We start from the raw sequence: 23,819 nt of genomic DNA on the forward strand, positions 1-23,819 counted from the left end.
AAGACAGCAATGCATTAACACTCTCCATACGTTCTATAATGTGAACACGGTTATCGCATTGAACTTTCATTGGATAAAAAGGATTTATCATGAACAAACTCGTCATTATCATTTTATGTGTACTGCTTCCGCCTGTTGGTGTGTTCTTCGCTCGTGGCGCAGGTAAGGATTTGCTGATTAACATCGTCCTGACCTTCTTCTTCTGGGTACCAGGAATGATCCACGGACTCTGGGTGGCGACTCGCTAACCCGTATCCAAAAATAAATACCGAATTAAAACGCCATAAAAACAAGCTCCTAGCCCTGAAGAGTTAAAAATAGGATGAAATGAAAGTGCTTTTCCACTATCATCCTGTCGCCTAAACGTAAGCGATTGCTTTCACAGATTTCGCCGAGTTTAGGCTCCAACTACATAACACTTCAAATGGTGGGAGCCTTCAATGACACAACTTACGATTACTCGTCCTGACGACTGGCACGTTCATCTACGCGATGGCGAAGTATTAAAAGATACAGTGCGCGATATCAGCCGCTACAATGGTCGAGCGTTAATCATGCCAAACACCATCCCACCGGTAACCGATACCGAAATGGCTTTAGCTTACCGTGAACGCATCATGGCAGAGCAGCCAAGCGAGCAATTCCAGCCTCTAATGGCACTTTACCTGACAGACAACACCACACCTGAAGAAATTCGCAAAGCGAAAGAGTCTGGTGCAGTAGTGGCAGCAAAGCTTTACCCAGCGGGCGCGACGACTAACTCTGATTCAGGCGTGACGTCAGCACAAAAGATTTACCACGTGTTAGAAGCAATGCAAGAAGTAGATATGTTGCTATTGGTTCATGGTGAAGTTACCACTCACGATGTTGATATCTTCGACCGTGAGAAGCAGTTCCTAGACACAGTGCTCGCGCCGATTGTGAACGACTTCCCTAACCTAAAGATTGTTCTTGAGCACATCACAACCGCTGACGCTGCAAACTTCGTTAAGAACGCGAATGACAACGTAGCGGCAACCATCACCGCTCACCACCTGCTTTACAACCGCAACCACATGTTGGTTGGCGGCATTAAGCCACACTTCTACTGCCTTCCTATCCTAAAGCGCAACACGCACCAATTAGCGCTTATCGAAGCTGCAACCAGCGGCAGCAAGAAGTTCTTCTTGGGTACAGACTCAGCACCACATGCAAAAGGTGCAAAAGAGTCAGCATGCGGTTGTGCGGGTTCTTACACAGCGCACGCTGCCGTTGAACTGTACGCAGAAGTGTTCGACTTAGAAGGTAAGATTGAGAACCTAGAAGCGTTTGCAAGCCACAACGGCCCTGACTTCTACGGTATTCCACGTAACACGGACACCATCACTCTTGTTAAAGAAGAGTGGAACGTTGCTGAAACCATGCCTTTCGGTTCAGACATCGTTGTACCAATCCGTGGCGGCGAGACGATTGCTTGGTCAGTAAAATAAGCACTCGGAAGGCAAAGTAAATACGTTGTAGATACTTCGTAAATACTTCACTTCAACTAAAAAGGGTCACCCAATTATGGGTGACCCTTTTTTATTCTGTATGAAAGTGACGCGTTACATAAGACGTTGTTTAAGCCCTACTTGCCGCGAACCTTCTCTATCGCACTCCAAACCGCGACAACAAGTAACCCTGCCACTACACCAATCACGCCATTCAACAAAGTGGGAACAACCGCAGTCGCAATCGTATGTCCACGAAAGTCCATAATAATCGGCTCAATTAAGTGATGAATCGCAGGAACGTTGTGCACCACAATACCGCCACCAACCAAGAACATCGCAACAGTGCCGACCACAGCAAGCGTCTTCATTAACTTGGGCGCAAACGCGACTAGCCCGTTACCCAATTGAGTTTTAATGGCACTACCGTTCGATGTTCGTTGCAGATAGAAACCTAAATCGTCCAACTTAACGATCCCTGCTACTAAACCATAAACACCAATCGTCATCACAACCGCAATCAAACTCACGACAAGAATCTGAGTAAGGATACTTGTACCTGTCACGGTGCCCAGTGCTATCACGATGATTTCCGCGGATAATATGAAATCGGTACGAATCGCGCCTGCGACCTTTATCTTCTCATATTCCTCTATGGATTCACCAGTACTTGTGTCCTCTCCCTTTTCAGCCTCTTGATGAGCATGAGGAAAGAGCTTCTCTAAGACTTTCTCGGCACCTTCAAAACAAAGAAACAAGCCACCAATCAAAAGCAAAGGCATGATCAGCCAAGGAATAAAGGCACCGATCAATAATGCCGCGGGCACCAAAATCAGCTTGTTTTTAAATGAACCTTTGGCAACCGCCCACACCACTGGGATTTCTCGTTCAGCAGAAACACCAGATACCTGCTGAGCGTTAAGCGCTAAATCATCCCCCAACACACCAGCGGTTTTTTTCGCTGCGACCTTAGACATCAGTGCGACATCATCCAACACGGTCGCAATGTCATCCAGTAGCGTTAATAAACTTGCTCCAGCCATTTTATGGTCTCTTTTAAGGGATTAAACAATTGATAAAATGTAACACCATCAATCCACTCATCAAAGTTATGAGTCTGTAAAAAATAGAGTCACAAGTTGTGTTTTCTATTGCCGTCTCTGCTAGACAGGACTAGTCTGTCTTCATCTTTCGCGAACATAAAAGAAGAAGTATAGATGAAAAGTGAATACTCCTACCCAATTGGTGAGCCAGGACAAAAATGGCAACAAGCAGAACGTCAAGCATGGTTAGCTCAAAGAACCGTTAAGCGTGAATACCAGCAAGAAGTCGTGCCAAAAATCCAAGCATTGGCAGACCGCTTTGACATCGAGCAATACGGCGCACTGAGCTACGATGAAGCTCGTTTCCCGCTTTTTGCAATCAAAAGCAAAAACTGGGATGCATCAAAACCGACGATCCTTGTAACAGGTGGTGTTCACGGTTACGAAACCAGTGGTGTGCATGGCGCGATCAAATTCGCCGCAACTCAAGCAGAACAATACTCAGCGCACTTCAACATTGTTGTTGCACCTTGTGTGAGTCCTTGGGGTTACGAAGTCATCAACCGTTGGAACCCAAATGCTGTCGATCCAAACCGCTCTTTCTACGACGGTACGCCAGCAGAAGAATCAGCAAACCTACGTGCATTAGTCGCTTCTTTACCAGAAGTCTTAGTTCACGTTGACCTACATGAAACGACGGATTCTGACGAAACAGAATTCCGACCAGCACTCGCAGCGCGTGATGGCATTGAGTACATCGAAGGTATGATCCCAGACGGTTTCTACACGGTTGGCGATACAGAAAATCCACAGCCGGAATTCCAAGCGGCGGTAATTGCTTCAGTTGAAAAAGTAACGCACATTGCGCCAGCAGATGCAGACGGCAAGATCATTGGCTCTGAAGTTACCCAACATGGTGTGATTAACTACCCAATGAAGAAGCTTGGGTTATGTGGCGGTGTGACTGATTGTAAGTACGGTACAACCACAGAGGTTTACCCGGACAGCGACAAAGTGACAGACGAAGAGTGTAACGATGCTCAAGTTGCTGCGGTAGTCGGTGCTTTGGATTACGTAATTCAACACGAACTAAACGCGTAAGCTAGTAGCTAGTAGCTAGTAGCTAGTACCCTAGAGCTAAGCCCTAAAACTAAATAAGAGCCACAAGTGACGATTCGCTTGTGGCTCTTTTTTGTCTCTTTCTCTTACCTGTCATTTCTTCTCAGGCATAAAAAAGCTCCCTTGCAGTACAAGAGAGCTTTGAAATAACGCTTCCTCTGGAATAAGTCGTTAATTAGCTATTGACTTTATTTCGCTGTTTCGCTAACGCTTGCTTGTCCTTTGTCTACTTCAGTCAGTAGACCTTTCAACAAGCTGAAACAACCAATCAGAAGAATGATCGTAAACGGCAGTGCAGCAATGATCGTGATCGATTGCAGTGCTTGGATAGATTGAGTACCACCAATCCACAACATCACCATTGCGATAGCACCTGAGATAACCGCCCAAACCACTTTCTGTTTAACAGGAACTTCAAGCTTACCGCCCGCCGTCATGCCATCGATAACGATAGAACCTGAGTCTAGTGTAGTCACGAAGAATACGATGATCAGTGCTACAGCGATAACCGATAGAATGCTACCAAACGGGTAAGCATCTAGCATGTAGAACAAGCTTAGAGACACGTCTGTGATGCCTTGGTCGAGGCCAAGTTGCCCCACATGACTGATCACTTGCTCGATAGCCACGCCACCAAAGATAGACATCCAAGCAGACGTTACCAGTGTTGGGATAATCAATACGCAAAGTAAGAATTCACGAACCGTACGGCCCTTAGAAATACGCGCTACGAACATACCGAAGAATGGTGCATACGCAACCCACCATGCCCAGTAGAATACAGTCCAGCCATGCAACCATGTTGTGTCTTCACGGCCAGAGCTTTGGCTCAATGCAATGATGTTTTTCGCATACCCCGTCACAGCAGTCGCGACAGAATCAAGCACAGTTGTGAAGTTCAGAACAGCGATCAGACCAAGGAATACGAACGCAATAACCATGTTCAGGTTACTTAGGAATTTAACACCACCGTCCATACCACGTAGTACAGAGATGATCGCTAAGCCCATGATCAGAACGATGATAGATTGCTGAAGGAAGATGTTGTTATCCAAGCCAAACACGTGGCTGATACCACTTGCTGCTTGTGTACCACCTAAGCCTAGTGAAGTCGCAAGACCAAACAGAGTAACCAGTACCGTTAGTACATCGATCACATCACCCGTTTTGCCCCATACTCGCTCACCCAAAATTGGGTAGAACACAGAACGCATTGATAGCGGTAAGCCTTTGTTGTAAACAAAATACGCAAGGCAAAGTGCCGTCATGCCATAGATAGCCCAAGCATGGAAGCCCCAGTGGAATACGGTCGCACCGAGTGCTAGTTCACGGCCAGCTGCTGTGAACGGTTCTGCATCGAGTGGCGTTCCGAACCAGTTCGTAAAGAACGCGGTTGGCTCTGCAACACCCCAGAAAATAAGTCCAATACCCATACCTGCTGCGAATAACATCGCAATCCAAGATGACATTGAATAGTCCGCTGTCGCGTCTTCGCCACCTAAGCGAACTTTACCCAAAGGTGAGAATGCAAGAATAACGGCAAAAACTAACATGATGTTGGCTCCCCACATAAAGAGGAAGTCAAACTTTGATAAAACAGCACCCTTAATAGAATCAATCGCAGCTTTGGCATCTGCAGGAGGAAGAGCAAGAAGAGTGATGATGAAGAGAAGAGATAAGCCTACTGAGGCTACGAAGACTGTGTTATGGACATCCATGCCCCATTTACTGACGTTATCTTGACCAACTTGATAGTCAGTAGAATCAATACTGTATTTTTTTGATTTAAAACTCATAAATTATGATGTTCACATATCCGAATCAACGAATATAAGGACGCTCTCCGTATCCAATTACTACTTGATTGGCTCGCCGAACCGCCTAAATAAAAGGCAATAAAAATCACAATAGTTAGTGATAAATGGACTTACTGGCTCAATCCCAAGGCGCACATTATAGCACAGCTCAAAGCATTTTGACTGAGTTTTAGCTCAATAGTCACCCAAACCGCCGTTGATAGTGATAGTTAACCCAATAAAAACAGAATAAAATAAAAGAATAAAAACCTTCAAATACAACAATTTAAATTGAAATGACGCACCGTAAAATTACATCCAAACTTTTTTCAGATAATTTTAATAATCACCCAATTTACTTATAGCTCTAATAAAAAAGCCCCGCTATAGGGGCGGGGAAAGTTACCAAAGGTAAAAGAGAAATCAGTGCTCAAATGTCAGTGCTGTGTCTCACAGATCAGCACTGCACATTTCAAAGACAGTTCGTTAGATTGCGAAGCAAAAACCTAGGTTATAGTCTTCACCATTTTTCGCCGTGAACTCTTTGTCTTCACTTGATGCATTCGGGCGGCCACTTTCATCGCCTTTTACTAAGCTCACCCAGTGACGGATGCCAGAAGAACGGCTCGCCTCAGTTTGACCAAACGTGGTGCATGTCTCTAATTGGATATCTTGAATATCAACCAACTCCAGACGGCCTGTGCCTTTACGAGCGCCGATTGTCACTTCAACGTGCGTACCGCTTTCATCACGGAATAGGATTGCTGAAGGCTTAGATTTATCACCTGTGTAAGCCACAAAGTGTTTAGCGCGTTTCAGTCCAGTATGTTCACCATTCTTGAAGTAAACCTGAACGTGTCGGTAATCGATCTCGTAGCTCACTACATCTTCATGTGAACCCGTCTCTAGAGGAAATAGAGTATCAAGCAACTGTTTCGCCATTTTTTGTTTTTCAAGTTGCTTGTCTGCTTTCACCATTTCGACGGCAAAGACAGCTTCAGCAATAAATGTTGAATGGTTTCTGTGAAGTTCTGTTTTGTCTAGTGTCAGCATATTCATAGTCTATCCCTCGTACGGCTTTAAATTTCATTTAGGTCAAACATCCCAATAGACCCTTTTCAAAATTGTTCTTTACTGTGTGGTTTCCATGTTTTTCATACTACTGTTATTTTTGAAACAATTTCACAACAAAAATTACACAGTGTGAATTTTACTAAATTGCTTTTTTACACAAACCGGCATTTCGAGCCCCCAGCCCTTTATTTAACTGGGTTGAGGGTTCCGTAGAAACGCGTTTACGTGTTGTTTGAATTTGTGTAATAACCCACCCCAACCAACTTATTGTCGATAACTCGATAGTAAGTGTGCTTAGTTTCCACTTTGCTCGACAGCGGATTTAACCATCGATAGGTGTAAACGCCACGACCATTTTCTTTGGCTAGATTTAACATCTCAGTGAGAATTGGCTTATCGTCAGGACTTAGAATTTCGTTGTGTGAACGCCCAACAAGCTCAGGAGAGACGCCATGCGCGAGCAGTTTTCCAGAGCTCATATCCATCACAAACACATACAAGTCCCCTTCTACAAAACTGCCTTTGGTATCATTAAATTCAGTAATGCTGTCTTGCTCAGACTCTACTATTGCGGTCATGGCTCTCGCCAATAATCGCTTAGCTTCTGCAGCACTGGAACGTTCTGGGTAATACCCCACCGCCACGATTACATCGCCGACACGCTCGAAGAAGGTGGTTTTCGGCTCACCCATGCGATCGGTCGGGTTAGTCCAGTGATACTTCACTTCACCAAAACCGTTGTGTACCGCTTTGGTGATCATTTCTCGGAAAAAAGGATTGCCGTAAACGTCTTGGGTATCCAACACACTGTCGCCCACCAGCACCATAGAAGAGCCGCCGCTAGCCAGGAATTGGCCATCGACGCCCAAAGCAAACACATAGAGCTCACCGTCTATATATTCGGCATCACTCATGAAGTCTTTCACGCTGTCGTCACCTTCTTTTTGAACGTGCACCACCGCTTTCGCCAACAAGGTTTTGGCTCTCCTTTCAGCGTCACTGACCACATGTGGCTCAGAGATATCGAGCACATTGACTGGCTTAATCTCTTTCTCGACTTCTGAATGCTCGGCACGCAATCCAATGCCGCTAACCACAGCAAACAAGGCGCAGCCAATAAGGATTATTCTGGATAGATTCATCGTTGTGTCTCCTAATAGCCGACTAAGGACGGTAGCCAAAGCGTGATTTGTGGGAAGAAAGCGATAACGAAAACGCCTACGACAGATGCAAGTACAAAGGGATGGATCTTCGCGGTGATCTGCTCGACCGTAGAGCCACCGATCCCCGAGGCAACAAAGATGTTTTCACCGAGCGGTGGTGTCGCAAAACCTATCGAGAGCGTACACACCACCACGATACCAACATGGGTAGGATCGGCGCCCAGCATGTACATGATTGGCAGCAGCACTGGCACAATGATCATGATCGCCGCCAAGGTTTCCATGAACATGCCGATGAACAGCAGCAAGGTAATCGTTAGTGCCCACACCATGTACATGTTGTCGGTAAAACTAAGTAGCGATTCCGCCACAACAACTGGGATTTTTTGTTCTATCAACAGGCGTCCGAACACAGTGGCAGCAAAGAGGATTAACAATACGCGTCCGGTGATCCATGTGGTGGTCGACAAAGATTTCATCACGCTTTTGAACGACAACTCTCGGTGAATAAACACACCCACGAATAGCGAATAAAAAATCGCCACAACCGCAGACTCTGTTGGTGTGAACATACCGCTGTAGATACCACCAAGAATCAGGAATGGCGCTAATATCGACCATAAACCGCGACGCAAGTAATGCCTTACATCACCAAACGACCATGTTTCGGTAAGCCCTTTATAGCCTTCACGCTTAGCAATGAAATAGTTAGTGACCACTAGCGTCGACGCCATAATGAAACCCGGCACAACCCCAGCAACAAACAGCTTTGGAATAGACAAAGAAGCAAACTGCCCATGCTGAGCAATGGCTTCTGGCGGTGCCATTAATCCCATCGCAGAAATGCCGAAAATAACCAAAGGAATGGACGGCGGAATGATGATACCCAAGCCACCTGATGCAGCCGTTACTGCTGACGCGTAGCTCTTATCGTAGTCACGCTTAACCATAGCGGGCACCATTAGCATGCCCACCGCTGCGGTTGTTGCAGGGCCTGAACCCGAGATAGCGCCAAAGAAAAGACACGCCATAACCGTTGCCGCGCCAAGGCCGCCTGTTACGGGCCCAGCTAAGCTTTCGGCGATATCCACCAAACGTTTGGAGATCCCCGCCGCCTCCATTAATGCGCCTGCAAGAACAAAGGCTGGCAGCGCCATTAATGGGAAGTTACCCACCGAAGTAAACGCAATTTGTACTAAAGCGATGGGATTTTTGTCGAGCAACATATAGGCCGCCATTGAAGCGCCGGCCAGTGATACTGTGATTGGTGCACCCAGAATTAACAGGGTTAAGAAGCCACCAAATAAAATTAGAGTTAAATAGGATTCCATTATTACATCTCTCTATTACGACTATTCTCTGTGATGACTACTGCGCTGACTTTTGTGCCGTCATTTTTCGCAGCTCTTTGACTTCTGGATCTTCGTTGGTTGCGCCTTTGAATAAACGCTCGTAGTTGTTCCAGATAATTCGAATCATCATTAGGGAAAACGCGATAGGTAAAATCATGTAGAAATACTTCATCGGGATGCCTGTGGTTTGAGATTTCCAAAACAGGTTCATTTTGTTAAACACGAAGTCGTAACTGAGGTAAACAAAGTAACCGTTGAAGCAGAGCCATAAGAAGTCAGCGATGGTTTCGCTAACGGTTTGCACGATTGGCGGAAAGAATTTGAAGTGAAAGCTCACTCGGTTATGAGCCGACATTTTGGCTGCCACAACGGCGCCTAGATAAGCAAACCAAACGAACATGTAAGTGGCCACTTCATCACCCCAAGGTATGGAGTAATCAAAGAACTGACGAGTAATGATTTGTGTGAACAGCAATAGGACAAAGCTTGCGAGCAGCAGACAACAGGTATATTCCTCAATGTTGTTTAGGTGCTTTTTTATTGTTTTAGCGACTGACATATAACCTCCAATGTTGATTTCCACATGACAACCAGTCGCTCACGGTCCTAAAAAGATCAGGTACAGAACAGATCAACGAGTAAAGCCATGTAAATGCCCTATCTCACTGTTCTATCGCTAGGTGATTAAGTAGCGGAGAACAGCAGATAGGGCGAATCTAATCGTTACTTTCTACCTAGTAACTCAAGAACGTCGTCTAGCTTGTCTTTGCCCCCAATGCTTGAGTAGAACTTAGGCCAAACTGACTTAGTCACCTTGTTGATCCACTCTTGTTCATTGTCTGCTGGGTCGGTGAAGACCATGCCTTTCGCTTGTAGTTCTTCACGGATTTTGTTTTCAGTATTCTCTAGATAAGCAAAGCTGTGCTCTGTCGCTTCCTGACCTGCTTCAAGAATGATCTTTTGCATCTCTGGAGTCTGTTGTTGGAAGACGGTTTCACTGACGATTAGCGGCTCAAGCGAGAAGATGTAGCGAATGTTGGTCACGTACTTTTGTACTTCATTGAACTTCATCGCATGCACAGTGATGTAAGGGTTATCTTGACCATCAACCACGCCTTGTTGCAGGCCGGTAAAGGTCTCAGACCATGCCATTGGTGTTGGGTTTACACCCCATGCTTGATAAGACGCAATCATGATTTCATTACGAGGAACACGAATCACCAGCCCTTTAAGATCTTCTGGCGAAGCGACTGGCTTTTTCGAGTTAGTCAACACCCTAAAGCCTGAATAAGCCCAACCAACGATGCGAACACCAGCATCACGAATCGTGTTATCGACGAGGTCTTGGCCAACTTGGCCTTGAGTCAGTAGAACCGCTTCTTCTGCGCTTTGAATCACGTAAGGCATGGTCAGTAGACCAACAGTTGGAGAGAAAGGGGTTACGTTGTTGATCGCCAGTACAGAGAAGTCGAGTAAGCCGATTGCCGCATCGTTGACGGTGTCTTGCTCATTGCCTAATTGACCATTCGGGAACAGATCGATTTTTACTTTACCGTCTGTTTTTTGCTCCATCAGTTCAGAAAACGATGTCGCCAATTCCCACTGCGTACCACCAGCAGCATCGCCGATAGCCATTTTAAAATTCGCTGCTGCCGCGGTATGAGATAGCACCGCTGTTGCTACAATGGTGACACCAGCAATAATTTTATTTTTAATAAATTTCATAGTCTTAACCTTTCCTATCGTACAGACTTCCTGCCTGTACTTTGCTCACAAGGTGACCTGGTACAACTTTCCCGGTCGTAGTTCTATTTCCCTATTTTGGAAACAATGTTCGAGTCGCGATTACAGCTTTTCATCCTTTAACGAATACCACTGATAAAGGAACCGCTGCCCCATTCTGCGAAACGGTGCAAACATCTCTGATTCCACCACTTCCCTCACGTTGGGGAACGGAAGTTTTGATTCAAATATTGGCAAGTCCAACTTGTGGCCTTCACCTGCGATCCACTGAGCGAGGCGCTTACCTGCTTGAGCGGAATACATCACGCCATTACCGCCATAACCCAGCGCGTAAAAGATGGATTGCTTAGGATTAGGCTGATAGATTCTCGGCATCATGTCGTGGCTAACATCCACCCAGCCCCACCATGAATAGTCGATTTTGATTTGATCGAGAGACGGGAATTTTCGAGTTAAATCCGCTCTCAACATGTCTTCGTATTTCTTTTCAGGTGCGTTCTTGCCACTGATGGCACTGCGTGTCCCAATCTGTACTCGGTTATCCGGTAACAGACGGTAGTAATGACGCAGGATTCGGGTATCTGTAATCACCTGATTGGTTTTGAAGTTACACGCGGCGATTTCGTCTTGAGTTAGCGGACGTGTCACCATCGAATTAGAAAGTACCGGCAACAAGCGATTCTTAAGTTCTGAATGCAAACCTTGGCTGGTGTATCCACCGGTACAAACCCCAACAGAACGTGCCTTCACAACACCGCCGGGCGTTTTCAAGTAGTGCACACCGTTGCGTGTTTCCCACCCCATTACAGGGCTTGCTGGATGCACTTTTACACCGAGTGCTCTCGCCTTTCTTAGATAGCCAAACGCAAGTTTCCCTGCATGAATACCAATCCCTTCTGGCTCATGCATTGCGCCTGCCGCTTCTTGGTCACCAACGTAATCACGCTTTACGGTTTCCGCATCTAAGATCTGCGCATCGTAATCGAACGTCTCACGCAGCAACTTGGCTTCTTTCTCTAGTGTTGCCATCACTTTTGGACGGTGAGCGACGTATAAGTGACCACCCGGCTGCGGGTCACAATCAATGTCTTTGATTAGAGACTTAAAGGTGTTCATGCCATCTACGCATTCGCGGTGCATTTTCAGCGCGGTTTCTAGTCCCCAGCGTTCAATCCACTGAGAGCGTTTTAAGCGTCCTGACGCACACTGAGCCTGACCACCATTTCGGGTACTGCAGCCCCAACTCATACGGTTAGCTTCAATCACAGTCGCTTTAATGCCGTACATTTCAGCAAGGTGTATCGCGGTACTTAGGCCTGTGTAACCTGAACCGATTATCGCCACATCAACATCCATATCCGATGTAATTGGACCATCATCTTCAGGTGGCGCGCCTGCCGTATCTACCCAGTACGTTGGTGCGTATTCCTTACCGTGACCTGGGCTCTTGTCTTTAAGTGGATCGTATTTTGGATCGTATTTATCTCTTGCTTGGGTACTTTCTTTTGCTTGGGTGCTTTTCACCTTTGGCGGCACATCGGCTGCCGGTTGTTCCATTACTAAACTCATAATTCGACTCTCCTAGTCATAACACGTGAACGGGTTGTGGTTTCGTGTCTAGCTCTTGGGAGTATTGTGGGGAGTCAAAAGAGGTCGTGTTTTACGGAAGGCATTTTTTACGCTGATTTTTCCATCTTTCAGGGTAAACACGTCGACCATGCGAGCTTCGATGATGCTGCCATCAGGATTAGTCGCAGAGAACGTCGATTCACTCACCGCGCGGTCACCACACACAAAATGGACAGGGTCGCTCCAAGCTGCATCTGGAAAGTTTTGCCAAACCAATTCAAAGCTATTGCGAACAGCTTCGTACCCTTCAATAGTATTTCCAAGCAAGCCTTCACCTGCCACGGTGTGGAAGACACAGTCTTCAGTCATAAACGACATCAGTGCTTCAATGTCGTGGTTATTCCACGCATCACTGAAAGACTGTAAAAAGGCGGTGTCGACTTGGTTTTCCAGCACGAATGTCGCTGCATTGGTTTGCATATTCATATTCCAGAATCCTTTATGTTTTCGTTATTGGTTTAAATTTCAGTGGCTTTGCGCCACTTTTTTATTAGAGTGTTTAAACTAGATTTGTGGAAATTTAACAACTTGATAACAAGCTTCGCCACTCTAACTTCGAGTAGCTTTATAAACAATCTCTAAGCTCACAGATTTCATCTTTTTATAAACTAATTAGTGTTCTAATTTTATTTACCAGAAAAACAACTACGTTAAGTCTAAAACTAATTTAAATTGATATAGATATTATCCTTTAGTCGAAGTCAAAATCTTGATGGTACTTTCGGCCATACTGCTCAAGTTTACGGTTATGGGTATTCACTTGTAATTCAATATTCCCCTCACCTTTATTAATAACTTGATTGTTATCTACATGGGCTTCATTTTTTATATCGGTTAGCTTCTCTTCGATATAATCAGTCGGTTCATTTAAAACATTCATGGATATTAACTCCTTTATCAGGTTTACTTTTGCTGACGGAAGAATATGAACGGATACTAGACCGTTTGAATATTCTTTCTCATCGTACAAAGGCTGAATGGCATCATTACTGCCGTCCTTAAATGGATGAATGGAATACCACTTATCCGTTCGTTGCTCCTGCTTATCGCAGTCGGCTACTTTAAAGATCTGAGTTCTTTCAAGTTCATAGGGTGAGTTAAAAACACTAACCCTATGATAATTAATCGCTTTAACAATATTGATGCAGTCTTTACTTTGGCTATGGCACACAGACCACAACGCATTAATCAGGCTATCTGTCCATTCAAGTAACCGGGTTGGAAACCCCTGCTTCTTGGCTAAGCACATCAATAACCAATCGTTTATCTCGTGTGAACTCAGTGAATGCCCACCGTAAACTCTCACGGTTGAAAGCAACTCTTGTTCGACACGGCGAATGTTTTTACGATTTGACCGGCCTAAGCTTGGCATCAGATTACGGTTTTCATAATCACACACGTTATAAATTAAACCACGCTCTCCACTACACCCCGTGATAAGTAAATCGATTATTTCATACAGCTCTTCGAGTGAGCTTATATAGCGTTTATTGTTCACAGCATGCATGTAATAGGTCGCTTAATTTAAATTTATTGCAATCAAAAATTAACTATTCTGGTTAATCAGTATCGGTACGAATGATTTTTAAAATGGTAATAGGTATATATCTTTATCAATGACTATATATCCTCATCAATAACTAGCAGTTATAAAACCATTAACTAAGGAGCAATAAGCTAAGGGTCGATTAATAAGGAACGAAAAAGTTATATAACTAAAACCACTTATATGCACAACAGTCATTTAATTCATGTTCTAACGTTTGACTAAGAATTATTGAAATACGGGTTGCCGGTATTCACTTAAGTACATTGCCAATACCCGTTAATATTGCCCGACCACATTCTCGATTGCACTTTCGTTAACACTCTCGAAAATACCGTGGCCGGACAAACTTCCTATGGCTTATACGTAATCTTTGTATTTATCTAGGAAACGAACCGGTGTTGATAGCGCATCTCGGCGGAACGGGTCGCCCAATTCCTGAGTACACATGATTTCAATGATGGTTGTTTTGCCTTCGTTCATCTGCATGTCGATGGCTTTTTGCAAAGTTGGACCTACATCTTCTAGCTTATCAACCGTGATACCTTCAGCACCCATTGCTCGAGCGATTTCAGCAAAGCTTTGGTTATCTAGCTCACCGGCAACAAAGCGTCGGTTGTAGAAATCGACTTGGTTCTTCTTCTCTGCACCCCATTGACGGTTGTGGAATACCACGGCTGTCACTGGAATGTTATGACGAACACATGTCATGGTTTCCATCAGGCTCATGCCCCACGCACCGTCGCCTGCATAAGAGATAGCTGGGCGATGAGGTGCTGCTGCTTTCGCGCCAATAATAGTTGGGAACGCGTAACCACAGTTACCAAAACTCATTGCCGCAAAGAAGCTACGTGGTTTTTCAAAGCGTAAATAGCTGTTTGCCACCGAGTTGATGTTACCGATATCGGTTGAGACCATTACGTCTTCTGGCATCGCTTTTTCTAGCTCACGCAGTACTTGGCGTGGATGTAGGTATTCACCACCAGAGAACGGAGTCTCGTGTGAGTTTTCTTCAATCATATCCAAGCTGAAAGAGTCACGTTCGTGTGTCCACTCATCAAGCTCTTTTTCCCAAAGTGCTTTCTCTGTTGCGACTGTATCTTGGCGAGCGCCTTTATTGTCATCACACAACAGTGCACGGCCTTCCAATCTTTCAGATAGAGCAACCGCAGCTGCTTTCGCATCACCACAGATACCAACTGAAATCTTCTTAACCAGACCTAGCATCTTGTTGTCTGCATCAATCTGAATGATTTTCGCATTCTTCGGCCAGTAGTCCATACCATGTTGAGGCAACGTACCAAATGGACCAAGACGTGTACCCAAAGCGATAACCACATCCGCTTGAGCCATCAACTTCATTGCTGCTTTCGAACCTTGGTAGCCTAAAGGACCACACCATAATGGGTGACTAGCAGGGAACGAGTCATTGTGCAGGTAGCTGTTCACAACGGGTGCGCCCAGTCTTTCTGCCAACGCTGCACACTCTTGAACGGCATCAGCCATAACCACGCCGCCACCAGAGATGATGACTGGGAATTTCGCTTCAGCAATCAGGTCTGCCGCTTCATTCAGAGATTTCTCGCCACCCGGACCACGGTCTAAACGCGCAGGTTTAGGGATCTCGGTTTGAGTTTCACCATAGAAGTAATCACGAGGAATATTCAGTTGAGTTGGCCCCATTTCGCTCATTGCGCGGTCGAAACATCGGCCTGTGTATTCCGCCATACGGTCTGGGTGCGTTACGTGTCCTTGATACTTAGTAAACTCTTGGAACATTGGAAGTTGGTTACACTCTTGGAAACCACCTAAGCCCATTGTTTTAGTACCTGTCTCAGGCGTCACAATTACGACCGGGCTATGTGCCCAGAACGCCGCTGCAATCGCAGTCACACAGTTACTGATACCCGGGCCATTCTGCCCGATAACTACACCGTGGCGACCCGATACACGAGAGTAACCATCTGCCATGTGGGCAGCGCCTTGCTCGTGTACTACTGGGACCAATCGAATGCCAGCAGGAGCAAAGATATCCATTGCGTCCATAAATGCTGACCCCATGATGCCGAACATGTCGGTAACATCATTAGCAACCATAGTTTCAACGAACGCTTCTGATGGTGTCATTGTTACTGTGCCGGAAACAACCGTACGTTTTTCTTGCTCGCTCATTCTTCCATTCTCCTTGAGTTGACCATAATTTCATTTTTCGGAATGAATTGTCTCTTTTTCGAATTCATTTTCACCTTAGTAGTAGAATTTTTACGCGTCAACTTTTTATATTAAATTGGAACAATTCATTCTAATTAATGAAACTGGATCACATTATTGGTAGTTTTTCGTACAAAAAGTGCCGTTAACTTAGGTTGAGCTGTTAATAATCGACGACATAGCGCAATAGCTGCGACAAGTAATGGGTTATATAGAGGGAAGAATGATGAAAGAGTCGGAATTGATACCAACGCGACAGGTAAGTATGAGAGAGTGCTTTGGGATCGACAGCAACCTAACGGTGATGGCGTTTGAACATGCGGGAGAGTATGTGCCAAAAATCGATCCTAACTACTGTTTTGATCCTGAAGTGACGCTGGCCATATTGGCGGGGTTCACTTCCAATCGTCGCACGTTGATACAAGGTACGCACGGGACGGGCAAGTCTTCTCACATTGAACAAATTGCCGCGAGATTGAATTGGCCATGTTTGAGGATCAACCTAGACGGACACTTAAGTCGATTGGATTTCATTGGTAAAGACAGCATCGTCATTAAAGATGGAATGCAGGTGACAGAGTTTAAAGAAGGCATTCTTCCACAAAGCATTCAGCAGCCCATCGCGCTGGTATTAGATGAGTACGACGCTGGTCGCCCTGATGTGATGTTTGTGATTCAGCAGCTATTAGAGCAAGACGGCAAATACACCTCTTTAGAACAAAACCGAGTGATCACGCCTCACCCTTCTTTCCGCCTGTTTGCTACCTGCAACACGCTTGGCTTGGGTAACTTTTCAGGTTTGTATTCGGGTACTCAAGTGCTTAACCACAGTCAGTTAGATAGATGGAACATCATCGCTACGCTCAACTATTTAGACCCACAACATGAAACCAAGATCGTGTTATCCAAACTTCCAGAGCTGAATAATGAAAGTGGCCAGCAGTTAGTAGAGAAAATGATCGCGACCGCAGGATTGACGCGTAACGGGTTTCGGGCTGGCGACCTTTCAACTGTGATGTCTCCGCGAACAGTGCTCACTTGGGCTGAAAACATCCAAATATTCGACGATGTAGCGACGGCATTTAGGCTTTCATTCTTAAATCGCTGCCAAGACGAAGAGAAAGAACTGGTTAGCGAATACTATTTCCGTTGCTTTGGTGAAGCCTTGAAAGCGCATACTCAAAACCATTCGCACTCGGAGTCGTAAACCATGGCCAATGTTTCTTCTCAGCAGAAAAAGATCCTCGATATTGGTGTGTCTGTCGCCAGAGCAATCAGTGGTGAACTCGATCTGAACTATCGGGGAGAACGACTCTATAAAGGCAATAGCCCCTGTTATTACCAGTCTGCTCACACCAACGATCTCACCTTTGTGTCTCGTCATGAGCTGAAAAACAGCAAGCTTTCGATGCAAGGTAAGATCGATTCATCGGCACTGCGACTATTGCTTTCTGACGCTGACCTCCATTATTCATTGCGACCGAAAAACGAAATAGAACGTCTGCTTTACGACTTCTGCGAACAGGTCCGAATTGAATCTCAAGTCCCACCTTATCTAAAAGGCGTGACCACCAGTATCCAATTCAACTTTGCGTATTGGAGCGACCAATATCATCAAAATGGCTTTACCGAATCACGAATAGGCATGTTGCTGTTTACTCTAATGCAAGTGATCCATACCCGCTTAACCGGTGTCCCTGTTTCGGAACCTATCGCTGAGACCATTGAATCGACTCGCGCTGGCATCGTGCCTACTTTTGGGCATAGCCTGAAGCGCTTAAAGCAACATAGAACCGACCAACAACAGTTTGCTCACTGCGCCAATGAGTTAGCAGCCCTTGCACAAGAGCTCATCAACCAAGAGCAAGAGAGCGATAACTCGCCCACGCCAACCGTTGAAGAAGACATCAAGATCCTTGCGCAGCTTGCGCTTATCGTTGATGGCGACATTCAAGATGAAGAGGTCGATACCGACATAACAGGTAACAGCAAGGTGTTTGAATTGTCGGGCGCCAATTATCAGGTCTTTAATTCAGAATTTGACCAAGTGGTCGCCGCAGATAAGCTCGTCAGGCGTGCCCTGTTACTCGAGCTGAGGCAAAAGCTCACCGATGACATTATGGCGAGACAAGTGAATACCCGCCGCTTAGCCGCTATGCTCACCAACTTTGTTGCCACGCCACAAAAGAATCGACGTCAGGACCATTTAGAAGAAGGCATTGTTAATGCCACTACCATCACCAAGCTCATCACAGCGCCATTGGATCGCACTGTCTTTTATCAACCTGATATCGGTACATCTCATCAATGTGCTATCACGTTTTTGATGGACTGCTCGGGCTCAATGCAAAAACACAGTCACAAACTGAGTCTACTGATGGATACGATTCTCAAATCCGTCGGGCTAGCCAACGTCCCGTTTGAGATTATCGGCTTCACCACCAACAACTGGAACGGTGGCAAGGTTTACCGACAGTGGCTCAAACAAGGTCAGCCGAGGCACCCAGGTCGTTTAAACGAAGTTCGACATATCGTGTTTAAGGATTTTGATGCGCATTGGAGACGCTCTCGCCTTGGCATTGCTAGCCTTCGCAAAGCCGACATATTTAAAGAAGGGATTGATGGCGAAGCGGTTCAGTTCGCTAGCCAACGCTTGCAACAGCATAGCGCACAGCGAAAGGTGTTGATTGTATTCTCAGACGGCTGCCCGATGGATACCGCCACCAGCACTGCCAACGATCAGTTCTATTTGGACAACCATCTCAAACAAGTGATTGAGCGCGAGTCGGCCAAAAACGGTATTGAGATTCATGGCGTGGGAATGGGAGTAGATTTGAGCCCGTACTACCGCAGTAACATTACTTTAGATATACAAGAGAGCTGCTTGTTTGGGTTATCTAGGAGCATCTTTGAGATGCTAAAGCGTTCTTAAACAGGGAAGATTAGGCTAGCGAACCGCTAGCCTCCTTTGTCGAAAGCGGTTTTACGAAAAGCCAAACAACGACCATGCAGAAACTGCCATCAAATACCCGCCAATCAACATCAACACCATAAATACTAACTTTCTGAGTTGGTCATTCGACAATGGCGGTGGGAAGCGCCGAGCAAACATAGTTACAAGCGCCACCAAAGGAACGGCAATAGCTGATAACCACAGTATGCTCGATTCCATATCACCTGCTGCGTAGACATTGACGGTACGGGACATCGACGTACAAGCGAACACCATCAACAGCGTGCTTCGTACCAGATCGAGCGTAAAAGGCTGCCGATAGAGGTGATAAACAATCGGCGGCCCCGCCATCCCAAACAGCCCTCCCGCTAAGCCAGAGCTAAAACCAGATAACAAAAACGACACGGTTTCCGAGCGTTCTTTTCTGGTTTTAGGTTTGAACATAAAGCTCAGACCTGCGAATAACACCATTGCCCCCAGTAACCCTCCCAGGATATGCGTTGCCGACTCAGTCAACTCATCCAGCAAGAACACTCCCAGCGACACGCCGGGGATAATACCGATCACCAACACCACCAGAATTTTGAGTTCTCCAAGCAGAGGCTTTCCCATCAACGCGACCAAACAATTAAACAAGGTCACAATACTGACTACGGCAGCAATCACGGGCAACGATACCAAATTAAGGCTGACCGTTAGACCAATCACGATAATGCCAAGTCCAAACCCTGTGACGGTTTGGAAATAGGTACCGACTGCAATGGTGGCAAGAATGGCGAGTAAAACAGGTAACTCCATTAGCAATCCTAATTAGGTGTTTTTACTTAGTGTGAGTGCGGGCTTTAAGTTTGAGCCTTAGTACCTAAACTCAAATTCCGATTCAGCTCTTTCTTTAGCTTTTTGATCTTCTGTAGCGTTTTGATCTTCTGGAGCTTCTTGAGCATCAGCGTCAACATCCGTCGTTGCATTTGCCGTTTTGCCTTGTTGTGCTTGCACAGCAGTCACCGCGATTACATTAAAGATATCTTCGGCACTACAACCTCTGGATAGATCATTGGCTGGTTGATTCAACCCTTGCAACAAAGGACCAATCGCGACCGCGCCTCCTAGCCTTTCAGCAAGCTTGTAACCGATATTGCCAGCTTCTAAGTTTGGGAATATCAGCACGTTAGATTCTCCTTTAACCTCGGAATCGGGCAACTTTTTCGCCGCAATTTCAGTGACAATCGCCGCGTCGAGTTGAACATCCTGATCAACCGCAATTCCGGGGCAACGTTGCTTCACTAACTGGGCGGCATTACGCACCTTATCGACCGATTCATGCTTGGCACTGCCATTGGTAGAAAACGACAGCATTGCCACTTTAGGTTCTTCCATTAACAGCGTTTGAGCACTATTTGATGCGGCCACTGCTATCGATGCAAGCTCGGTTTCATTGGGGTTAATCACCAAACCACAATCACTGAAAATCATGCCACCTTTGAGATTGTGGAAAGGCTCGCACAACATCATTAAAAAGAAGCTCGATACCAACTCGCTGTCTGGTGCTGGCCCAATGATCTGCAGCGCAGCCCGCACCACATCTGACGTGGTATAAACCGCGCCATTGACCGTGCCGTCGACCAGCCCTTCCCTTACCATCAAGTTGGCAAAAATCAGTGGGTCTTTAACCTTCTCCAATGCATCTTCATAAGTCATGCCTTTGGCCTTTCTTAACTCATACAGACGTTCAGCCAACACAGCTTTAAGTGCTGATGTTTGTGGTGAAACAATATGAATGCCCGCGAGGTTAATATGATGCAACTGAGCGGCGTCGATAATCGCCTTTTCGTCGCCCACAAGCGTGATATAAGCGAGCTGTTTATCTATCGCTAATCGTGCCGCTTTGAGTACACGAGGATCTTCAGCTTCGCTCAAAACCACACGCTTACGATCTAGGTGCGCATTATCAATAATCCGTTCAATTGCTTTCATTTTAAAATTCCATTTATTGAGATTAATTGTTCCATAATTTATATTTATATTATTGAAATAATAAAAAAGGTCAAATTTTATTCAGATAATTGAAGAATATTAATTTGGTATGTACACTCTTACACATAGACATATCGCAAGGATGAATCACTGTATGCAAACAGAAACACCACAAGTTCAAGGAGATACGCCCACTCTCCGACTTTTTGCACTATTAGAGGTGATAGCGCAAAAAGACGAGTTTATTTCCCTTCAAGGGCTCGTCGAAGAAACCGGACTGCCGAAACCCACTCTGCACCGTATGCTGCAACAATTAGAATCCGCAGGCATCATTCAAAGAGATGGTGACGAAAAGCATTACAGCTCTGGCATTAGACTCAGAAAACTTGCAGAAAACCTACTGTTCAACAGCACCATGCACAGTGCACGACGTACTATTCTTGAAAACCTTCGAGCAGAAGTCGGCGAAAGCTGCAACCTAACCGCACTATCGAGCGGTGAGATTATCTACCTTGACCGCGCAGAAACCGAAGCACCACTTCGCTTCCACCTGCAACCCGGATCTCGCGTTCCTGTGCACTGCTCTGCAACTGGCAAACTGTTTTTGGCTCACATGTCGAAATCACAACGCAGAAGACTGATCGAAAACGTGCCACTGACTCAGTACACAGTCAAAACCATCACCGACTACTCAGTGTTAGAGCAAGACATCGAAGAAGCTAAGATCCAAGGCTTTGCGATTGATGATGAAGAGTTTCTACCGGGTTTGGTGTGTATTGCGGTACTCATCCCATCGCCAACGGGCCAATCTAATCTCGGCTTAGCAATCCAAGCACCAGTGATTCGAGTAAAGCCGGATGAAGCAATAAAGTTCTTACCCGCACTTCAAAAAGCAGCAAAAGCGCTAGCGAAAATAGAAGCTGATAATTGGAGTCAGCAATAGACTTTTCTTAAAAAATTTCGAAGTCCATGACTTAGCTGATCATGGATTTCGAAAACTCGAATTTAATAAACAATAATTTTGTGTACCTTGCTTTGGTAAACAATGCTTTCACAAACAAGGACTTCAAAACTATCGAATTAACGACCACAATCTGCGACTAATGAACATTTGGTCGAAATGATCTGAACACTCACCAACCCGCATATCAGCAACACGTCTAAAGTAATCACAACAAAGGAATCACGATGCTAAACATTAAGAACCAGCACTTACTCTCTTTTATGGTGACAGAAGCGAACAACGCAGTTGCAGTCACAAATCCAGCAACGGGTGAACTCATCGGACACGCACCGGTATCATCAGAAACAGAGTTAGCAAGCGCGATTGAACGAGCTCATGTAGCGCAGAAAGAGTGGGCAAAGGTTCCAGCTAAATCTCGAGCTGCATCACTGCACCGTTGGCACCAGCTAATCATTGAGAATAAAGAAGACCTTGCTCGAATTATGACGATTGAACAGGGTAAACCGTTAGCAGAAGCGGCAGGTGAAGTTGTATATGGTGCGAGCTTCATTGAGTGGTTCGCAGAAGAAGCCAAGCGCACTTATGGTGACTCCATTCCTAGCACAGTCGCAGGCAAACGCTTGGTGACTATCAAGCAACCTATCGGAGTCGCGTGTGCCATTACGCCATGGAACTTCCCTGTTGCAATGATCACTCGTAAAGCAGCGCCTGCATTAGCTGCCGGTTGTAGCTTTGTCGTGAAACCTTCAGATGAGACACCGCTTTCCGCATTTGCTGTGGTCGAACTGGCTTACCAAGCGGGTATTCCTAAGGATTTACTCCAAGTCGTATTAGGTGATAGCCCAGAACAGATTGGTGAGCTATTCACATCGCACCCATTAATCAAAAAGATCTCTTTTACAGGCTCTACCCGTGTGGGCAGCATTTTGATGGCTCAAGCTGCAAAAGGCATCAAGCGCACCTCTATGGAACTCGGCGGCAACGCACCTTTTATTGTGTTTGACGATGCAGACATCGACGCTGCGGTTCAAGGCGCAATGGTCTCGAAATTCCGCAATGCTGGCCAAACTTGTGTTTGTGCAAACCGATTCTATGTTCACAGTAAAGTGTACGATGAGTTCGTTGCTAAATTTGATCAAGCCGTTCAACAACTTAAGATTGGTAACGGCTTAGATGAAGGTGTAACCATAGGCCCTGTTGTCAGCCGGAATGCCAAGAACAACATCCAAGCATTAATAGACCGAGCGATTGAACAAGGAGCTGAGCCTGTTACTCCAATTAAGGATCTTGATGGGCTTTTCCTTCAGCCTGTCATTCTTAAAGATGTGAAACACAGTATGGACATTGTTCAACAAGAGATCTTTGGCCCAGTCGCACCTGTGATGAAATTCGACACAGACGAGGAACTCATCGAGATGGCGAACGATACTATTTATGGTTTGGCATCTTACTTCTACAGCCAGAATATCCACCGCGTATGGCAGGTAGCAGAAGCACTTGAATACGGTATGGTCGGTATTAATGATGGCCTAATCTCAACCGAGGTCGCGCCTTTTGGTGGCGTTAAACAATCAGGTATTGGCCGTGAAGGTGCTAAAGAAGGCATCGATGAGTACATGGACATTAAATACTTATGTTTTGGTAGTAACTAGGTTTTAGTAGCAAGTAGGTTTCGGCGTTAACCAAGATTCAGAAGCACTTAAATCTTAGTGAGCACTAACCTGGCCCACTCTCCCCCCTTCCCACCACAAAAATGAATCAAAAAAAAGCCGCGCTATAAAAG

20 protein-coding genes are annotated in these 23,819 nt (G+C 45.6%); 7 read left to right on the top strand and 13 right to left on the bottom strand.

All coding sequences use genetic code 11. From position 1 onward, the window contains the following. Window positions 1-89 precede the first annotated feature (89 nt). Entirely contained in the window at window positions 90-248 is a 159-nt protein-coding gene (locus tag MSG38_RS14400) for a YqaE/Pmp3 family membrane protein (protein ID WP_008215717.1), read from the top strand. 192 nt (window positions 249-440) lie between these two features. After that, the gene (gene pyrC / locus MSG38_RS14405) at window positions 441-1,469 is read left to right on the top strand and encodes a dihydroorotase (RefSeq protein ID WP_048609740.1); all 1,029 of its coding nucleotides are present in this window, start codon (window positions 441-443) and stop codon (window positions 1,467-1,469) included. A gap of 137 nt (window positions 1,470-1,606) precedes the next feature. Here pyrC and MSG38_RS14410 read toward each other — a convergent pair whose 3' ends face one another. Further along, a complete protein-coding gene (locus MSG38_RS14410) occupies window positions 1,607-2,512 on the bottom strand; it encodes a DUF808 domain-containing protein (protein WP_248402058.1) in 906 nt (301 codons plus the stop codon). A 174-nt stretch (window positions 2,513-2,686) separates the two neighbouring features. On the opposite strand from MSG38_RS14410, the gene MSG38_RS14415 reads away from it, so the two are divergent. After that, window positions 2,687-3,613, top strand: a complete 927-nt coding sequence (locus tag MSG38_RS14415; RefSeq protein ID WP_248402059.1) for a M14 family metallocarboxypeptidase — start codon at window positions 2,687-2,689, stop codon at window positions 3,611-3,613. A gap of 206 nt (window positions 3,614-3,819) precedes the next feature. Here the strand turns inward: MSG38_RS14415 and MSG38_RS14420 are convergent, their stop codons facing one another. The 10 genes from MSG38_RS14420 to xsc all read right to left on the bottom strand — a co-directional run bounded on the left by MSG38_RS14420 (window position 3,820) and on the right by xsc (window position 16,106). After that, a complete protein-coding gene (locus MSG38_RS14420) occupies window positions 3,820-5,427 on the bottom strand; it encodes a BCCT family transporter (protein WP_050647820.1) in 1,608 nt (535 codons plus the stop codon). Window positions 5,428-5,913: 486 nt separating this feature from the next. After that, window positions 5,914-6,486 (bottom strand): malate synthase, encoded by a 573-nt coding sequence (locus MSG38_RS14425; protein ID WP_017064292.1) that lies wholly within the window; start codon window positions 6,484-6,486, stop codon window positions 5,914-5,916. Window positions 6,487-6,722: 236 nt separating this feature from the next. Further along, entirely contained in the window at window positions 6,723-7,643 is a 921-nt protein-coding gene (locus MSG38_RS14430; RefSeq protein WP_248402060.1) for a cache domain-containing protein, read from the bottom strand. A gap of 11 nt (window positions 7,644-7,654) precedes the next feature. Then, window positions 7,655-8,995 (bottom strand): TRAP transporter large permease, encoded by a 1,341-nt coding sequence (locus tag MSG38_RS14435; protein ID WP_017064290.1) that lies wholly within the window; start codon window positions 8,993-8,995, stop codon window positions 7,655-7,657. Window positions 8,996-9,032: 37 nt separating this feature from the next. Beyond that, the gene (locus tag MSG38_RS14440) at window positions 9,033-9,575 is read right to left on the bottom strand and encodes a TRAP transporter small permease (RefSeq protein WP_017097758.1); all 543 of its coding nucleotides are present in this window, start codon (window positions 9,573-9,575) and stop codon (window positions 9,033-9,035) included. A gap of 164 nt (window positions 9,576-9,739) precedes the next feature. Continuing rightward, window positions 9,740-10,741 carry a TRAP transporter substrate-binding protein gene (locus MSG38_RS14445; protein ID WP_048610683.1) on the bottom strand — a complete coding sequence of 334 codons (1,002 nt, stop codon included), beginning with the start codon at window positions 10,739-10,741 and terminating at the stop codon, window positions 9,740-9,742. A gap of 120 nt (window positions 10,742-10,861) precedes the next feature. Further along, window positions 10,862-12,328: an FAD-binding oxidoreductase gene (locus MSG38_RS14450; protein ID WP_061038014.1), complete on the bottom strand. Its 1,467-nt coding sequence runs from the start codon at window positions 12,326-12,328 to the stop codon at window positions 10,862-10,864. A 48-nt stretch (window positions 12,329-12,376) separates the two neighbouring features. Further along, window positions 12,377-12,814 carry a nuclear transport factor 2 family protein gene (locus tag MSG38_RS14455; protein WP_248402061.1) on the bottom strand — a complete coding sequence of 146 codons (438 nt, stop codon included), beginning with the start codon at window positions 12,812-12,814 and terminating at the stop codon, window positions 12,377-12,379. A gap of 265 nt (window positions 12,815-13,079) precedes the next feature. Continuing rightward, entirely contained in the window at window positions 13,080-13,895 is an 816-nt protein-coding gene (locus MSG38_RS14460; protein WP_248402062.1) for an FRG domain-containing protein, read from the bottom strand. Window positions 13,896-14,294: 399 nt separating this feature from the next. Then, window positions 14,295-16,106 carry a sulfoacetaldehyde acetyltransferase gene (xsc, locus tag MSG38_RS14465; protein WP_017057935.1) on the bottom strand — a complete coding sequence of 604 codons (1,812 nt, stop codon included), beginning with the start codon at window positions 16,104-16,106 and terminating at the stop codon, window positions 14,295-14,297. A 262-nt stretch (window positions 16,107-16,368) separates the two neighbouring features. Between xsc and MSG38_RS14470 the strand changes: the two genes are divergently transcribed. Both MSG38_RS14470 and MSG38_RS14475 read left to right on the top strand, forming a co-directional pair. Beyond that, a complete protein-coding gene (locus MSG38_RS14470; RefSeq protein ID WP_248402063.1) occupies window positions 16,369-17,352 on the top strand; it encodes a MoxR family ATPase in 984 nt (327 codons plus the stop codon). A 3-nt stretch (window positions 17,353-17,355) separates the two neighbouring features. Then, on the top strand, window positions 17,356-19,077 hold the full coding sequence (locus MSG38_RS14475; protein WP_248402064.1) for a cobalamin biosynthesis protein CobT: 1,722 nt from the start codon (window positions 17,356-17,358) through the stop codon (window positions 19,075-19,077). Between the two features lie 51 nt (window positions 19,078-19,128). Here the strand turns inward: MSG38_RS14475 and MSG38_RS14480 are convergent, their stop codons facing one another. Further along, window positions 19,129-19,896 carry a sulfite exporter TauE/SafE family protein gene (locus MSG38_RS14480; protein ID WP_248402065.1) on the bottom strand — a complete coding sequence of 256 codons (768 nt, stop codon included), beginning with the start codon at window positions 19,894-19,896 and terminating at the stop codon, window positions 19,129-19,131. Window positions 19,897-19,953: 57 nt separating this feature from the next. Beyond that, entirely contained in the window at window positions 19,954-21,072 is a 1,119-nt protein-coding gene (pta, locus tag MSG38_RS14485) for a phosphate acetyltransferase (RefSeq protein ID WP_248402066.1), read from the bottom strand. A 154-nt stretch (window positions 21,073-21,226) separates the two neighbouring features. On the opposite strand from pta, the gene MSG38_RS14490 reads away from it, so the two are divergent. Both MSG38_RS14490 and MSG38_RS14495 read left to right on the top strand, forming a co-directional pair. Next, window positions 21,227-22,015 carry an IclR family transcriptional regulator gene (locus MSG38_RS14490; RefSeq protein ID WP_065676756.1) on the top strand — a complete coding sequence of 263 codons (789 nt, stop codon included), beginning with the start codon at window positions 21,227-21,229 and terminating at the stop codon, window positions 22,013-22,015. A gap of 245 nt (window positions 22,016-22,260) precedes the next feature. Continuing rightward, the gene (locus tag MSG38_RS14495; protein ID WP_248402067.1) at window positions 22,261-23,688 is read left to right on the top strand and encodes an NAD-dependent succinate-semialdehyde dehydrogenase; all 1,428 of its coding nucleotides are present in this window, start codon (window positions 22,261-22,263) and stop codon (window positions 23,686-23,688) included. The last annotated feature ends 131 nt before the right edge of the window (window positions 23,689-23,819 follow it).

Origin of the sequence: Vibrio sp. 1CM24A, assembly GCF_023161725.1 — a bacterium.
Taxonomy (GTDB): Bacteria; Pseudomonadota; Gammaproteobacteria; order Enterobacterales; family Vibrionaceae; genus Vibrio; species Vibrio coralliirubri.